The organism is Amycolatopsis sp. lyj-108 (assembly GCF_046549005.1).
Taxonomy (GTDB): Bacteria; Actinomycetota; Actinomycetes; order Mycobacteriales; family Pseudonocardiaceae; genus Amycolatopsis.
The window spans coordinates 61,225-76,161 of the sequence record NZ_JAJPWQ010000003.1 but is presented as its reverse complement, the minus strand read 5'-3'; the positions used below and the strand labels follow the sequence as shown (position 1 = coordinate 76,161).

Here is a 14,937-nt window from a genome sequence, read left to right as displayed (position 1 = left end):
GTCAGGGTCGTGAGTGGCGAATCGTGTTCTTACCCGAATCGCCACTCACGACCACCCCGTAGGCGCGTTCGCCGGACGCGCCACGTTTACGAGCGCCTGTGGAACCTGCTCTCGGTCACGCAAGTGTGAACTCCTTCTCGGCGCAAATCACCCTTCAGTGGGATTTGTTCGATTTCATTGTCGCTTAAAATTACGAACGCTTGTTCGATTTTTTTTTGCGGTATTCTTGTGGGGTGTCCGAGACTTTCCTTCCCGAGTTGCCGCAGGAACTGTGGCGCGCCGGCAAGCTGGAGCTTGCCCATGGCGTGCAGCAGTCTTTGCAGGTGATCAGGATGACCACCGCCGGACTGGGGCAATTCCTGGCGGAGATCGAGTCTCGGGGTGTCAAGGACTTGTACGGGTATGGCCGTACGGCGAACTGGTTCGCTGATGTAGCGGGGTTGTCGGTTGGTGAGGCGGGTGCGGTGGTGAATCGGGCCATCGCCCTGAACCCGACCCGCGCGTTGGACGGCACGGAGGTTCCGGCTGTCGCGCCCGCTACGGCTGCTGTCGCTGCCGAGGGGCTGGTCGGGGATGAGCGGATCGACCAGATCCTGGAGATCTTGAAGAAGCTCCCGGCCGATACCTCTGTTGAGGATCGGGCGAGTGCGGAGAAGATCCTCGCCGACCTCGCTCGCGACGCCGGACCCCGCCAGCTCTCCGACGCCGAAGCGAACCTCCTGGCCTGGCTCGACCCCGACGGCAACGAACCGAAAGACCCCGAACCCAAGGAACCGCGCCGCGAGATCACCCTGGAGCGCCGCAAGGACGGGTTCTGGAAGCTCACCGGCTTGCTCGATGACGAGACCGGTGCTCGCACCGCGGCGGCTTTGGAGGCGTATGCGGCGCCGCGGCCGGTCGACGAATTCGGCCAGGCCGATCTGCGGATGAAATGCGAACGCATGGGCGACGCCTGGGTCGACATCCTGGACTTGGCGATCGCGTGCCCGGATCAGCCTGGGACCAGTGGCTATCGCACTCTGCTGCATGTCACCGTCGGACTCGACGCACTGCAATCCGGTCTCGGGACCGCGTGCCTCGACTTTGTCGGGACGATGACTGCCCGCGAGGCCCGGCTGGCGGCCTGCGACTGTCTGATGCTGCCGGTCGTGATGAGCGCCGCCGGTGAGCCGCTGGATGTGGGGCGGTTGCGGCGGTTCGTCACTCCCGGTCAGCGGCGTGCGTTGAACATCCGTGATGGTGGCTGTGCGTTCCTTGGGTGTCATCGGCGGCCGAAGCATTGTCACGCTCACCATATTCGTCACTGGGCAGACGGAGGCCCTACGGATCTCCGGAATCTGGTGCTGCTGTGCGGTTTCCATCACCGGTTGATCCATCACGGTGATTGGGAAGTACGGATGGCGGGCGATGGGTTACCGGAGTGCATCCCGCCGCAATACCGAGATCCGCTCCGAAAACCCCGGCGCAACACCCTCCACCACGTCTGACCCCGAGGAGCCCGCCAGTCACAACGGCGACGGGCCCCTCGGCATGCCCACCGGAAAGTTCCACCGACCGCATCGTCCGCCGCGACCCGCGTGACTGCGACAACAACACCGTCGTCCGCTACGGCTTCAACGGCGACTCCGCAGACCTGACCTCAACGCCGAGAACCCACCTCACTTCGCTGGTGCTGGTCTTTCGGGCAGGGTCCTTTACATCAGCAGGTTGGCAACGACGGCGCGTTCACCCCCATCCGGAGGTCCGGGGCGATCTGCTCCCGATCGGCGAGCCTCACGACTGCGTCCTTGTTGGCAAGAGTGGCGGTTCGGGTGTGCAACTAGGCGCTGTCCTGTGAGTATCGCCTGGTGTGTTGACCTGCGGAAAGGGAGCGGGGACCTTTGGTGTCGCGGGAGGGGGTGTGTGGATATAGGGACGTTGAGTGTCCCTATATCCGCACACCGCTCACTTGCTGTCAGGGTCGTCGCTGACTGTGTGGATTTTGGTGCGTTGGATGACCAGAAATCCACACGGTCACCGCGCGGGGGAGCAAAGGACCTTTGCTATCGCCTGCGGGCCAGCCCCTTCCCCTCTGAGGCGTCGGGAGCGACGATTTGGTCTTGTCAGGTAGAAATCCCTGATTGCCTACCCAGGTCCCCCGGGTCGATCTAGAGTTGGGCCGCATGGAGCCTGTCAGCGGACTCGTCGCCAAGTCCGCGCCAAGCAGAATGAGCTTCTACACCGCCATCTACTTGACCAGTGTGCTTCTTCCAGGGGCCGTAGTGGTGACCGAGCTTCTCGTGCTCTGCGTGCACCTTGCCAGGCGCGGACAGTCCGACATCGCGTTCATCATGAACACGCTGGCCAATGTCAAGGGCGCTGCCATTGTCGTGCTCGTCTTGGTGGCCGTCGCGGCCAGCTTCGTGATCGGCTATCTGGCCAGGGAGGTCGGCTTCAAGCTCACCGCCCTGGTGGAGCGGTTTGACCGCCGCAAAGCAGCGCCCACGCTTCCTGCGTCGTGGGCCAGGATTCGGGTTTCCTTCGGCGACGACTTCGCCGAGCGTCTCGCCGGCCTGCACCCGATCCTGCGACACCTGGATTCCCACGAGCAGCGCCGAGACGACGCCCTCGATCGCAGCCTGCCCGCGGGCGGCGGACATCAGGCGAACGCGTCGTTGCACCTGTTCTCCTACAGCAAGCTGTGGCTGCGCGGACGCGCGCCTGCGCTCAGCGTCGACAACACCGAGGCGGAGATCAACATCCTGGTGTCGACCATCGTGCCCGTGCTCCTCGTCGCCCTCGACGCGACCGTGCTGTCGGGCACGCCTGTCGCTGTCAAGATCATCGCCCTGCCGGGAGCAGTGCTCATCAGCCTCGCGATCATGGCCGCCGTGCTGCGCCTGCGCAAGACCGAGCAGGGCGAGGCACTGCGCAACCTGGCGTTTGACTTCGCCATGCGCGAGGCGGAGGCCAAGTACCCCACCGTGGAACGGGGCGCGGAAGAGGAAGCGGCCTAGCGCGAGTAGTGCCGAAGATCGGGCAACATCCCGGAATCTGTTGGGCCACAAAGAATGTAGAGCAACAACCGGGTATCGGCGTCGGCCAGGTACGCCGCCGCCGCGCGATGGTTGCCGTCGAGCAGCACCACCTCGTCACCGACTCGGTAACCCGGGAGTGTCAGCTGCACGGGCCTGGCCGTGCGGGTGTACTCCGCTCGCAGCGCAGCGATCATGGACGCACGAGCGCGCGGCCACGACGCTTCGGTGACCGCGACCTCTGACACCCGCAACGGACGGGTGCCTTGGTGGTCGTAGCCGGCGTCGCGTCCGGACTCATCGGCGTACCAAACGGTGCACAGTTCGCCGAGTTCCTTGCGGGAACGGCTATACCGCTCCTCGACGACACACTCGTCAACGACCCGTTGCCAGTCCAGCTTCGCCCGTACGACTCCATCACCGAAGATCAGCGCGAAGGCGGATGTGTCCATACCAGGAGACGGTACCGGCCAGCCCCACGGCGGGCCGAGCGGCAACGACACCCTAACGGTCCAACGTCCGCTCATGCCACTGATCGGTCGATCGTGACGTGCGCTTCCACCGATGACGCGAGTCCGCTCCGGCATGCTGGCGGCATGGCAGCGCACAGGTACATGCCGAACGAGTTGCCGGGCAGGCTGGTGGGGTCTCGGCTGTACTCCGTGAACTTCGTGTACGACTACGTACAACTGCAATTCGACCGACCCGGCGGTGACTTGCCCATCCTCACCTGCGACGCCGTGCCGACGGTCACCGTCGTCAACGGCACGTACCCCGATGGCAGAGCCGGCTACGCCGACGCGTTGCGGTCCCTGATCACCGCAACGGTCGTCTCCACTGAGGAAGCCACGGGTACGGGACTGAGCCTCGAGTTCGACACGGGCAGTCTCGCCCTGCACCCGACGCGGGCCGAACTCGCCGGACCCGAGATCGCAACCCTGACCGGCTTCACCGACGGCCAATGGATGTGCTGGCGCCCAGGAGAGGACTCGTTCGAAGACCTCGCCTGACTCAACCAGGGCACCAGGGCACACCACGAGCATCTGTGGACACCGCACCGTCGATACCTGACGAACATCCGCTTCTGCCGCTGATCGTGCGTCCGCCGAACCCGCGCGCATGCCGGCGTCATCCTCGCTATGCCGTCACCGATAGCAGTGAAAGCAGTGAACGGTCCCGGAGGAATCCTGCTCGATTTGCTTGATGGCCACTGTCTCGTGGTCGACCACCATCGCCTCCCACAGCCAGCGAGCTCCTTCGTCGACCAGGCCTTTATGATCCACGTACTCGTAGTACCGGCGAGGGCCGGGGCTCTCGTCCAACGCCCGATACCGTGCGACGCTTGCCCGGAACGCGGCTTCGGTCTCCGGCGGCCAGCGCCGTTGTGCTGCCGGACGCCGGTAATGCGTCTCCACGTCCGCCGGAAAATCGGTCATTACCGGAGTATGCCGGTGGTATCGAGTTCTGCTGGCGGGCGCTCCCTGCCTCGGTGCCCGAAGCTGCCGATCTGCTGCTCGGGCAGTTCGGCCCGGCGCGGCGGGGTGCGGTCCTCGAACATCGGGCCGATGAGCTGCACTCCGACCGGCAGGCGTTCGGCTGAGAAGGCGTTCACCTCTCCTGTCTGTCAACCTCGTCGCTCGGCTCGTTCTGGTAACGTCCCGTTTCTAGAAACGCCGTGTTACTGAAACGAGGTGGAGCAGCCGTGAGTGTCGCGTTCACGCGCAACAGTGACATCGAGATCGCCTACGAGACGTTCGGCAGGCCAGGAGGGCGTCCCTTGCTGCTGATCCAGGGCGGTCTGGCCCCCATGGAGGGGTGGCACGAGGACTTCTGCGCGTCTCTGGTGGAGCGAGGTTTCCACGTCGCCCGGTTCGACAATCGAGACGCGGGCCGGTCTTCACGTGCGGCGACGCGGTACACCCTGGCGGACATGGCCACGGACGGCTCGGCCGTGCTCGACGCGCTGGGCTGGGCCGGTGCGCACGTTGCCGGTGTGTCGTTGGGTGGCATGATCGCCCAGACCATGGCCACCCGTCATGCCGACAGGGTGCTGAGCCTGACGTCGCTGTCGTCGGCGCCCGATCACCTGATGCGGTGGGAGCGGCGCAAGATCAGCGCGCTGGTCAAGTTCGCCGCGGCGCACCGGAAGAAGCCGGCGGACCCGCACGCCGCAGGCACGCAGATGGTCAGGGTGTTCCGCATCGTCGGATCGACCGGCTATCCGCACGACGAAGACTGGATTCGCGATCTCGGCCGCCGGATACACGAACACCGGACCGATCTCGCCGCGTTTCGCCGCCAGGCGGCGGCGGTCTTCGCGTCCGGAGACCGGCGAGCGGAACTGTCGCGCGTCCGCGTTCCGGCTCTTGTCATCACCGGAGAGGCCGACCCGCTGCAAACGGTCCGCGCCGGACGGGCGACCGCCGACGCCATCCCCGGCGCACGATTCGTCACCTATCCAGGAATGGGGCACGACCTGCCGCGGGAACTGTGGCCTGCCGTCATCGACGAAATCCACGCGATCGCCACAGCCTCCACCGGCGGAACACGGATCTGACCCAACCTCGGGTCGTCTGGCGAACGTCCGCTTCTGCCGATGAGCGTGATCCGGCCAGGCAGCGCGGTACCATCTGGTGTGCCCCCGGTATTCGATGTCTACGTGTGGGTGGAGCCCGGCGACCGGGACGGCTCGCTGTCGCGCTTCATCGATCGCTACGTCGACGTTGAGCAGCCGGGCGACCCGAGATTCCCGGCGTTCGTTCGGACTTTTGTCTCGCACGACCCCGCTCATGGTGACGCTGACGCGCTGGCGGAGCTACGCCGGGATGACGCAGCCGAACGTGCCTTGTCGCTGTACCTCCGAGCGATCGGGCATTACGGCGCCATCGTCACCGTTACGGAAGAAGGAGCCCTTGTACTCGGCCTCAGTCTCGATGATCCATCGAACGCGTCCGAGATGACGCGGGAGGCAGCTGATCTGATGGCCGCCCTCATGACGGAGTTCGCTGCAACTGGCGGGATAGCCGGAGTCGAACTCCCGCCACCACAATCCGCATCCGAGTGGAGAGACGCATACGTCCTCCTACGTACCGGATCATTGATGGCGCTGCCCATCGGGCCATCCGAGGAGTGATCACGATGACCTGGCCGAAGAAGGACACTCGTCGAGTCTCGCTTCGCAACGGCCAGTCGTTCCTCTGGCACCTCGATGCCGACTGGGAAAGAACAACGCGCGTGATCCGCGTCAAGGAGGACGGCACCGACGGACAGGTTCTGCTTCTCGACCCCTACCATCACGCTTTCCTGCCTACGCAGACGCAGGTCCGCCGCGCCATTCGTGACGCCTTTCGCGCCGGCTGGCGGCCCGCCACGCGATGTCCGCCACTTGAGATGGTCTTCGACTGCGAGCGCTTCGTTCCCGGGCGTCGCCACCCCGGGGGCTGAGCGGCCGGCCTGCCGCAACCGGGTTTACCGGGCGGCCCCTGATATCTTGCGGGCCATGTCGGAGTCCAACGCCACCGAACACGGTCAACAGGCCGATCCGCCGCGCCGTAGCGCCGGGCGCGTCATCCGCGGAATCGTCCTGATCCTTGGCGCGGTAGCCCTGTTCGTCGTCGGGATCGATGCGATCGCCGATCCAGATTCTGTCATCGCCGGTTCCTCGAACTCGGCGCGCAGCCCGGACACGGACGCCGAGGCGAAGATCGGCGGCCTGCTGCTCTGCTTCTTCGGGATCACGGTGCTGACCTTCGGCATCGGGCTGATCGTTTCGAAGGGGCCCCTCTTCGGGAAGAAGGCCGGGTGATCCTCAGATACCCGGCACGAGACGCTCGTGGACCTCGAAGGCCTCCGGCACACCCATCTCGGTGTACGCGGCGTGCGCGGTCTGCCAGTGTTTCCGTGCGGTGACCGGATCACCGGCGGCGAACAGTGCGTCGCCGAGTCCACTTTGGGCTCTGGCCAGTTCGTAGCGGCTGTCCGCCGCGGTCGCCGACTCGATCGACTGCCGCAGGCAACGCACGGCGTCGTCCGCCCGCCCGGCGGCGAGCAGGGTCGCGGCCATGTCGTTGCTCGCGGCCAGGAGTCCTTCTCTGCTCCCGATCTCCTTGGCCAGATCGATGGCCTGCCGGTGATGCGCCAACGCGTCGTCGAACCGTCCTGCCGCGACGAGCAGGACACCGAGATGGTTGAGTACCTTGCCCTCGTCGGCCCGGTTGTGCGTCTGCCTCGCCACGGCGAGCGCCTGTTCGTAACAGGCCCCTGCGTCGGTGTCCTTTCCCATCCGCCAGAACGTGGTGCCGAGACCGTCGAGCGTCCGGCATTCGCAGAGGTGGTCACCGCTCGCCCTGGTCACGTCGAGGGCCTGGGACAAAGCGTCGACGGCGGCGGGATAATTCCCCAGCCGCATCTCGGCGAGGCCGATATTGCACAACTGCCTTGCCCGGAACGACTCGTTGTTCCTCGCCACGGCGAACTCCATGGCCTGCCGGAAACAGGGTAACGCGGCGCGATAGTCGCCGAGGCTGGTCAGCAACAGGCCTACGTTCCCCGACAGGTTGACGACGTAATCGGATTCACCGGCGGCGGAGAACTCCTTGATCGCGTCCTCCAGGACGACGAGTGCCTCGGCGGTTTTCCCCCGCTGCCACTGGGTCATGGCCAGCCCGTTCAGAACGTGCCCTCGGGTGACACCGGACGCGACCCGGACGGCGTTGCCGAACAGGGCGAGTGCGTCACTCACGTGAACGCGAGCCTCGAAATAGCTCGTCATCACGCACGCGAGGCGCGTCACGTGCTCGTCACGTCCCTCGCTCAGCGCCCAGGTGGACGCGACGACGAGGTTGACCCGCTCGGCGTCCAGCCATGCCATCGCCTCGTCCGCCCCGTCGAACCCGAGGGCCCGCACAGCGGGGGTAGGCAGGTCCTCCCACCGCTCCGCCTCGTGGGGGAAACAGGTGACGAGCGCGGCACGGGCGGTGGCCAGCTGGAAGTCGAGCAGCCGGACCGCCGCGGCCCGGCGCACCCGGGCTTGGACGTTCTCCCGGACGCGTTTCTCGGCGAACACCCGGACCAGGTCGTGCAGTTCGAACCGGGACGCGCGGGCGGTGACCATGTTGGCCGCCACCAGGTCGTCGAGTTGCCGTCGGACGACGCCGACTTCGACGCCCGCCAACGCCGCGGCCGCGTGGTCGTCGACATCTCGACCTGGGTAGGCAGCGAGCAGGCCGAGCAATACCCGGTCCTGTTCGGCCAGCTCGTCATACGACGTGCGCAATGCGACTTCGACCCCGTCGTCCAGCCGCAGCATGGTCCGCAGATCGGCAAGGCGGTCCCGGTGGTCGGCCATCGTCCACTCGTCCGAGGCGGCCAACCGGCGGGTCACCAGTGCGAGGGCCAGCGGTAGCCGTCCGACCAGTTCGATGATGTCGGCCGCTTCGCCCTGCTCCGCGTCGACGCGTTCGTCGCCGATCCCGTCGCGGAGCAACTCGACCGACTCTTCCGGCGTGAACACGTCGAGCGACACGTGCCGCGCCGCCTCCAACCCGACGAGGCGGCGCCTGCTGGTGACCAGCACCAGGCAGGTCGGCAGGGCGGGCAGCAACGGCAGCACCTGGTCGACCGACGCCGCGTTGTCCAGCAGGATCAGCGCACGCCGTCCGTCCAGCAGTCGGCGGAACAGCGCGCTCCGGTCGGCGAGGGTGAGGCAGCCGATCTCGCTACCGGACGCCCCGAGCCGTCGCAGAAAGCCTTCGAGCACCGCGGCCGGGTCCGCGGCGGGCCGATCCGCGTCGAAGCCGCGGAGATTCACCACCAGCCGCACGTCGGCGAACCGGCCCCGCTCGGCCAGCAGCCGCGCGACCTCGCTGGCGAACCGGGTCTTGCCGACCCCGGCCATTCCGGAGATCGCCCACACGCCGGCGTCGTCCGGCCCAGCTTCCAGCACCTGGCGCAGGTGCTCCTGCCTGCCGACGAACCCGCCGACCCCGGCTGGCAGGTGATCGGCCACGCTGATCACGGCCGCCTCGGTGGCGTGTCCGGTGATCACCCGGTGCGCCTGCCGCCATTCCGCCGCGACGTCCATGCCGAGCAGCACGGCCGCGATGTCGACGACCAGTTCGACGTCCAGCCGCTTGCGTCCCGGCAGCAGACAGCGATACACGGTGTTGTAGGCGGGCAGGTCGACCGACCCCCGGGCGGTGCGCAAGCGCCGCACCCGCCGGTGCAGTTCGCGGTGGGTCAACCCGGCCCAGGCCAACGCCTGCCGCAGCCGCTGGGAGAGCTCGTCGTACGACCGAGCTCCGACCGGGCTCAGCGGCTGTTCCTCCGTCACGGGAACCCCCTGGACACGTCGAACCGATCTGCCCGGCGGTGACTCCCGGACCGAATGCTGACCGACCTTAGACGAGATTTGGCGACCGGCGGTTTCTCCTGTTCGGGCCTTTTCGATCGGCCGAACGGACTACTCTTTTCGATCATGGATCCCGACCGGACGCCGGAGCCGCTGGGCGCCGGTTCGTTCGACGAACTGGCCGCCCGGCTGAACACGCTGCGCGGCCGGCACGGCGTGTCCTACCGGGAGCTGCACCGACGGGTCGTGCGGGGACGGCGGACGGCGGGGAACCCCGATCTGCCGGTGTTCAACACGGTCTATCGCTGCCTGCGGCCGGGCAGACGGCGAATGGACGCGGATCTCGTCGCGGACATCGTGCGTGCGCTCACCGCCGACGAAGCGGTGGTGGCGCGGTGGCGGCAGGTGTGCCAGGTGATCGCCGGGCGCACCGCCGACTCGTCGTGGGTGACCGTGGCGGGTGAGCTGCCCGCCGACAGCACGGAGTTCGTCGGCAGGCACGCCGAGCTGGCCGCGATCATCGGGGACGGCGAGCGGTGCTCGCCGGTGGTGGTGATCGACGGTATGGCCGGTGTCGGCAAGACCAGTCTCGCCGTCCGTGTCGCGCACCGGCTGGTACACCGGGACGGCGCCGCGGTCCGGTTGTGGGCGGACCTGCGTGGCTACGACGCCGACCGCGCGCCCGCCGACCCACTCGCGGTGCTGGACGAGTTCCTCCGGCGGCTCGGGGTGCCGGGCGGGGAGATCCACCGCCTCGGTCCCGCGGGCAGGCTGACGACGTACCGGCAGTTGCTCGCGGATCGGCGTCCGGTCGTGGTGCTGGACAACGCGGCGGACGCCGACCAGGTGCGCCCGCTGCTGCCGGACTCGCCGGGCGGCGTCGTGCTGATCACCAGCAGACGGCGCCTGACCGGCTTGGCCGGTGCGCGGATCGTGCACCTGGAGGCGTTTCAGGGGACCGAGTCACTCGACATGCTGCGCAGGCTGGTCGGCGCGGCCGAGATCGCCGAGGACACCGAGGCCGCCACGAGGATCGCCGAGCTGGTCGGTCATCTGCCGCTCGCGTTGACGGTGGTGGCCGGCGGGATCCGGAACCGGCGCGACTGGACGTTGCGCGACCACGCCGCCCGGCTCGCGGAACGCCGGGACAGCCTGCGGGTCGAGGACGAGCTGGAGAACGCCATCGGCCTGTCCTATGCCGACCTGCCCGCCGAGGCCGCGCTGCTGCTGCGACTCCTCGCGATCCATCCCGGCCGCGACGTCGACACGCGCGCGGCCGCCGCGCTCGCCGGGGTGGATCTGCGCGCGGCGGAGGCACTTCTTGGCGAACTGGTCGCCGGGAGCCTGGTGCAGCGGCGCGTCCGGGATCGGTTCGGCCTGCACGACGTCGTCCGCCTCTACGCGGCGGGGCTGGCGCGGGACGTGGACGCCGCTTCCGCGCGGCAGGCCGCACTCGGCCGGTTGTTCGACCACTACCGGCACGCCGCCTCCCGCGCCATGGACCGCTACGCCCCGCACGAACGCGACCGCCGGCCCGAAGTGTCCACTTCGGACGTTCCGCCGCCGGGCTTCGGCGACGTCGCGGCGGCGACGGAGTGGCTGGACGCCGAACGGCACAACCTGGTGGGCATCACCGCGCTGGCCGAAGAGCAGGGCAGGCACGAGGACGCGGCCACGATGTCGCCGATCCTGAACCGGTACCTGTACAACGCGCTGCACTTCGCCGACGCGGAGATCGTGCACGGCATCGCGATCCGCGCCGCCGACCCGCTGGTCCAGGCGAGTGCGCGGATGAGTCTCGGTGCGGTCTATCTGCGGTCCAACCGCTACCAGGAGAGCATCGACCAGTTCAAGCAGGCGCTCACGCGGTACGACGCGGGCGGTGACCGGGCCAGCTGGGCGCGGGCACTGAACAACCTCGGCAACGCGTTCGACCGGCTCAGCGACTTCGCCGCGGCCGAGGACTGCTACCGGCAGGCGTTGCTCGTGCACCGGGCGACCGGCAACCGCACCAGCGAGAGCCGCGCGCTGGGCAACCTCGGGAACAGTGCGATGCGCGTCGGCGACTGGGACAAGGCGGCGACGTATCTGGACGAGGCACTGGCGATCATGCTGGAGGTCGGGGACCGGGTCGGGGAATGCCTGACCTACGGCAACCTCGGCACGGTGCACGAGCAGCAGGGGCACTTCGCCGAGGCACTCGACCACTTCCGGCGGGCGCTCGTCACCGCACGCGAGTTCGGCTACCCGTTCCCGGAGACCGAGGCGTTGCTCCACATCGGAGTGCTGCTCGCGCGGCTGGGTGAGCACGACGACGCTCTGGCGCACCTGACCGAGGCACTGGACCTCGCGCGCCGGAACAGCTTGGGCGAGTTCGAGATCAAGGCGCTCAACGGCATCGGCGTCGCACTCGGCGACCTGGGTGACGCCGCGGGTTCGATCGCCAGGCACCGGGAAGCTCTTGCGGTCGCCGAGAAACTGGGCGACCGCTACGAGCAGGCGCGGGCGCACAAAGGGATCGGGCACGGAGCGGCCGTCACCGGCGACACCGGCATGGCCGACGATCACGGGCGGAAGGCGCAGGCGCTGCTCACGGAGATCGGACTGCGCTAGGCGGCAAGGGCTGTTTCGGCGGGGTAATGCAATGTGGCGTGTCGCGAAAGCCACTTTCGAGACGTGTGATGTCCCGAAAGTGGCTTTCGCGACATGACGCCGGCGGGACTGGCAAAGAGGCCCACGCCAATTCGCTTGATGCGCGACGCGGCCGGTGCACCACGGATCCGGGGCGCCATCGAGGGGGGAGTGGCGGTGTCCCGGATCCGTGGTGGCCGTCGGTCACGCCGGCGCGAGCCGGCTCACTTCCAGCTGTACGCGACGCCACCGAAGCCCGGCTGGACCTTCGCCCGCACCCTGGGGGTCGAGGCGAGGCCGAGATAACCGCCGCCCTTCTTCGGCGGGCCCGACCAGCGCACGACAACGGTGCCGCCGGTTCCGCATCCCGCCGTCTTCCACGTCTTGACGCTCTTGTTCTTCTTGGTGCTCCAGTAGTGGCCCTCCGCCTGGACACAGATCCTGCTGTTGCTACCGGGCGGGAGCTTCCACGTGTAGCGGCGGTGCTGCGGGTTCTTCTTGGAATCCGGGCTGATGTAGCCGCAGCCCGCCTTGTCCACCTTCCAGCGGCCGTAGCCCGCCAAACCGCCCCGCCATCCGCCGCAGTCGCCGGAAGCGTCGATGCCCTCCGTGGTCACGTCGGTCAGTGCGACCTCGGTCGTGGTGGAGTCCACCTCTTCCTCGGCCATCGCCGGCGCGCTCTGCACGGCGAGTGCCATTCCCGCGACCAGCAGGCCGGTCGTGACCCGTGTCGTCCATTTCTTCACTGGTGTTCTCTTTCTCGTTGTTCGGATCGAAAGCCGAGTTCGACAGGACGGCCGGCCTTCTGGGTTATTTCCGCGCCAGAAGGACACGACTTGCCCGCGTGAGTTATTTTCCGTCAGCCAATCAACTTGCCACGGCGAACATTATCGGCAATACGTGGAGCCGCCTAGTGATCTTGTGCGGTGATCTTGATCGAGGTTGTTCGAAAACGCCGGATCCAAGGCATCAGCCGAGGTCGACGAGCGATCCGACGCCCCAGTGCCGGGCTCGCGCGGCGATGGCGCCGTAGAGCGCCACGTCCAGCACGCCCATGCCGAACGGGTTGAGCACGACGTGCGGCCGGGCGGTGCCGTGGCTGGTGTACCGGCCGGTGAGCAGCCCGCCCAAGGTGGCGTCGATCGGTTTCGCCGTGCCGTCCGATGGGCGGGTGACCCGCCCGGCGCCCATCAAGCGGCCGAGTGGGCGGCGCGGGTTGTCCGCCACCAGGTCGAGGTCGTCCACGTACAGTGCCGCGGCGTCGAGGAACGTCTCGTCCGCGAGGTCACCCAAGGACACATTGACCAGCAGCGCGCCGGGCCGAGCCCAATCGGGGGTCACGTAGCCCTCGTCGGCGGTGGTGGTGAAGACCGCGATCTCGCCGGCCGCGACCGCGTCGCGGGCACTGCTGTGTACGGTCACTTCGAGGCCGTCGCGGGAGAGCAGGTCCGCGAGGCGGTGGGCGGCGGCCGGGTCGCGGTCGTGCAGCGACACCGCGCGCAGGGCCGTCAACCGCCGGGCCAGCAGCGTCGCATGCATCCGCCCCTGCGCCCCGCAGCCCACGATCGCGAGCGAACCGGCGCCGGCGAAACCCGTGACGTCGACACCGACCGCGCTCACCGCCGCCGTTCGCACCGCGCTCAGCAAGCCCGCCTCCATGATCGACGTGACCCGGGCGGTCTCGGCGTCGAAGCACAGGCCCAGCCCGCCCGCGCGTTCCAGGCCCGCCGCCGGATTGGACACGCTGGCGTTGATGATCTTCATGCCGTGGTGCGGCCCCACCGCGCCGGGCATGCCGATCGACCGGGTGTACGCGCCCCGCGAGTTCTCCCACCGCAGGTACGCCTCCGCGGGGAGCAGGCTCTCACCGCGGTCGTGGTCGGCCAGCGTCCGCCGGACGACCTCGACCGGGTCGATGCTCGCCAGGCAGCGCCGGACGTCCGCGCGCGACAGCACGGTCACCCGGCCCGCGCCCGCCAGTCCCGTGTCCGCCTGGTCGTACCACTGCTCGCTCATGCCGAATCCTTGCCGCGGCACCATTCCAATGCCGCCATCGCGCTGTACATCTTGTTCTCCGCCTGGGCGAACGCGATGCTGTCCCGGCCGTCCAGCACTTCCGCGGTGACCTCCTCGCCGCGGTGCGCGGGCAGGTCGTGCATGAACACCGCGTCAGGGCTGCTCCGCCACAACGCCCGCGTCACCTGGAACGGTGCGAACACCTCGCGCCAGTCAGGGTCCGGTTTGGTCGTCCCCGTCGTCTCCCACCGCGTGGTGTACACGACGTCGGACGTGGGCAGGTCGTCCATGTCGTGAAGCTCCACAATGGACGAACGGTGGCGCGCGGCGTGTGCCCGCGCACGCTCCAGCACTTCGGGATCGAGGCCGTAGCCGGGAGGGGTGCGCAGCTGCAGTTCGGTGCCGGGGAAACGGGTGAGCGCCAACGCGAGCGCGGCCGCGGAGTTGTTGCCCTCGCCGAGATACAGCACCCGCAGCCCGTCGACGCGCCCGAACCGGCGGACCATCGTGGTGAGGTCTGCGAGCGCCTGGGTGGGGTGTTCGTCCGCGGTCATGGCGTTGACCACCGACATCCGCTTCTGATCGGCCATGGCCCGCAGTTCCGCCGGATCGCCCGCGGTGCGCACCACGAGCGCGTCGAGCATGGTGGACAGCACCCGCCCGGTGTCCTCAATGGACTCTCCGGTGTTGATCTGCAGGTCGCCCGGCCCGTAGGAGATGACGCGCGCGCCGAGCCGCAGTGCGCCCGAGGAGAACGCCGTGCGGGTGCGCGTGGAGGTCTTGCGGAAGTAGATGCCGACGACCTCACCGGACAGCGACGTGGCCGCCTGCCGAGGGTCGTCGGCCAGCCGCGTCGCCCGGGCGACGACGGAACGCAGGTCCTCGTCGGTGAGATCGTCGAGCGAAATGAGGTGGCGCAAGGTTTCT

The 14,937-nt window shown here is 68.1% G+C and carries 14 protein-coding genes; 8 read left to right on the top strand and 6 right to left on the bottom strand.

Annotated features, from left to right (window positions below; genetic code table 11):
• The first annotated feature begins 233 nt into the window (after positions 1-233).
• Together ACLJO0_RS11990 and ACLJO0_RS11985 are read left to right on the top strand one after the other, a co-directional pair.
• The gene (locus tag ACLJO0_RS11990) at positions 234-1,487 is read left to right on the top strand and encodes a DUF222 domain-containing protein (protein WP_410578341.1); all 1,254 of its coding nucleotides are present in this window, start codon (positions 234-236) and stop codon (positions 1,485-1,487) included.
• A gap of 675 nt (positions 1,488-2,162) precedes the next feature.
• The gene (locus ACLJO0_RS11985) at positions 2,163-2,996 is read left to right on the top strand and encodes a hypothetical protein (RefSeq protein WP_410578340.1); all 834 of its coding nucleotides are present in this window, start codon (positions 2,163-2,165) and stop codon (positions 2,994-2,996) included.
• Here ACLJO0_RS11985 and ACLJO0_RS11980 read toward each other — a convergent pair.
• Positions 2,993-3,466 (bottom strand): hypothetical protein, encoded by a 474-nt coding sequence (locus ACLJO0_RS11980; RefSeq protein WP_410578338.1) that lies wholly within the window; start codon positions 3,464-3,466, stop codon positions 2,993-2,995. The two genes, ACLJO0_RS11985 and ACLJO0_RS11980, sit on opposite strands and share 4 nt — an antisense overlap.
• 144 nt (positions 3,467-3,610) lie before the next feature.
• Between ACLJO0_RS11980 and ACLJO0_RS11975 the strand changes: the two genes are divergently transcribed.
• A complete protein-coding gene (locus tag ACLJO0_RS11975) occupies positions 3,611-4,024 on the top strand; it encodes a hypothetical protein (RefSeq protein ID WP_410578336.1) in 414 nt (137 codons plus the stop codon).
• 135 nt (positions 4,025-4,159) lie between these two features.
• Here the strand turns inward: ACLJO0_RS11975 and ACLJO0_RS11970 are convergent, their stop codons facing one another.
• Entirely contained in the window at positions 4,160-4,450 is a 291-nt protein-coding gene (locus ACLJO0_RS11970; protein ID WP_410578334.1) for a hypothetical protein, read from the bottom strand.
• Positions 4,451-4,716: 266 nt separating this feature from the next.
• Here ACLJO0_RS11970 and ACLJO0_RS11965 point away from each other — a divergent pair, with 266 nt between their 5' ends.
• The 4 genes from ACLJO0_RS11965 to ACLJO0_RS11950 are packed head-to-tail and all read left to right on the top strand — an operon-like array spanning position 4,717 to position 6,819.
• On the top strand, positions 4,717-5,571 hold the full coding sequence (locus tag ACLJO0_RS11965) for an alpha/beta fold hydrolase (protein ID WP_410578333.1): 855 nt from the start codon (positions 4,717-4,719) through the stop codon (positions 5,569-5,571).
• A 39-nt stretch (positions 5,572-5,610) separates the two neighbouring features.
• A complete protein-coding gene (locus tag ACLJO0_RS11960; protein ID WP_410578332.1) occupies positions 5,611-6,147 on the top strand; it encodes a hypothetical protein in 537 nt (178 codons plus the stop codon).
• A gap of 5 nt (positions 6,148-6,152) precedes the next feature.
• On the top strand, positions 6,153-6,458 hold the full coding sequence (locus tag ACLJO0_RS11955) for a hypothetical protein (protein WP_410578330.1): 306 nt from the start codon (positions 6,153-6,155) through the stop codon (positions 6,456-6,458).
• A 55-nt stretch (positions 6,459-6,513) separates the two neighbouring features.
• Entirely contained in the window at positions 6,514-6,819 is a 306-nt protein-coding gene (locus ACLJO0_RS11950) for a hypothetical protein (protein ID WP_410578328.1), read from the top strand.
• A 3-nt stretch (positions 6,820-6,822) separates the two neighbouring features.
• On the opposite strand, the gene ACLJO0_RS11945 is transcribed toward ACLJO0_RS11950, so the two are convergent.
• Entirely contained in the window at positions 6,823-9,345 is a 2,523-nt protein-coding gene (locus ACLJO0_RS11945) for a tetratricopeptide repeat protein (protein ID WP_410578326.1), read from the bottom strand.
• A gap of 144 nt (positions 9,346-9,489) precedes the next feature.
• Here ACLJO0_RS11945 and ACLJO0_RS11940 point away from each other — a divergent pair, with 144 nt between their 5' ends.
• Positions 9,490-11,976 carry a tetratricopeptide repeat protein gene (locus ACLJO0_RS11940; protein WP_410578324.1) on the top strand — a complete coding sequence of 829 codons (2,487 nt, stop codon included), beginning with the start codon at positions 9,490-9,492 and terminating at the stop codon, positions 11,974-11,976.
• Between the two features lie 242 nt (positions 11,977-12,218).
• Here ACLJO0_RS11940 and ACLJO0_RS11935 read toward each other — a convergent pair whose 3' ends face one another.
• The 3 genes from ACLJO0_RS11935 to ACLJO0_RS11925 all read right to left on the bottom strand — a co-directional run bounded on the left by ACLJO0_RS11935 (position 12,219) and on the right by ACLJO0_RS11925 (position 14,930).
• A complete protein-coding gene (locus ACLJO0_RS11935; protein WP_257485533.1) occupies positions 12,219-12,740 on the bottom strand; it encodes a hypothetical protein in 522 nt (173 codons plus the stop codon).
• A 223-nt stretch (positions 12,741-12,963) separates the two neighbouring features.
• Complete coding sequence (locus ACLJO0_RS11930; RefSeq protein ID WP_410578322.1) at positions 12,964-14,010, bottom strand: ornithine cyclodeaminase; 1,047 nt, start codon at positions 14,008-14,010, stop codon at positions 12,964-12,966.
• Positions 14,007-14,930 carry an ornithine carbamoyltransferase gene (locus tag ACLJO0_RS11925; RefSeq protein WP_410578321.1) on the bottom strand — a complete coding sequence of 308 codons (924 nt, stop codon included), beginning with the start codon at positions 14,928-14,930 and terminating at the stop codon, positions 14,007-14,009. Before ACLJO0_RS11925 ends, ACLJO0_RS11930 begins: the two co-directional genes overlap by 4 nt.
• Positions 14,931-14,937 lie beyond the last annotated feature (7 nt).

What these genes read in the sequence shown, in the direction of transcription:
- ACLJO0_RS11985 (WP_410578340.1), top strand. Translation starts at nt 2,163, where the DNA reads ATGGAGCCTGTCAGCGGACTCGTCGCCAAGTCCGCGCCAAGCAGAATG.
- ACLJO0_RS11980 (WP_410578338.1), bottom strand. Translation starts at nt 3,466, where the DNA reads ATGGACACATCCGCCTTCGCGCTGATCTTCGGTGATGGAGTCGTACGG.
- ACLJO0_RS11975 (WP_410578336.1), top strand. Translation starts at nt 3,611, where the DNA reads ATGGCAGCGCACAGGTACATGCCGAACGAGTTGCCGGGCAGGCTGGTG.
- ACLJO0_RS11970 (WP_410578334.1), bottom strand. Translation starts at nt 4,450, where the DNA reads ATGACCGATTTTCCGGCGGACGTGGAGACGCATTACCGGCGTCCGGCA.
- ACLJO0_RS11960 (WP_410578332.1), top strand. Translation starts at nt 5,611, where the DNA reads ATGAGCGTGATCCGGCCAGGCAGCGCGGTACCATCTGGTGTGCCCCCG.
- ACLJO0_RS11955 (WP_410578330.1), top strand. Translation starts at nt 6,153, where the DNA reads ATGACCTGGCCGAAGAAGGACACTCGTCGAGTCTCGCTTCGCAACGGC.
- ACLJO0_RS11950 (WP_410578328.1), top strand. Translation starts at nt 6,514, where the DNA reads ATGTCGGAGTCCAACGCCACCGAACACGGTCAACAGGCCGATCCGCCG.
- ACLJO0_RS11940 (WP_410578324.1), top strand. Translation starts at nt 9,490, where the DNA reads ATGGATCCCGACCGGACGCCGGAGCCGCTGGGCGCCGGTTCGTTCGAC.
- ACLJO0_RS11930 (WP_410578322.1), bottom strand. Translation starts at nt 14,010, where the DNA reads ATGAGCGAGCAGTGGTACGACCAGGCGGACACGGGACTGGCGGGCGCG.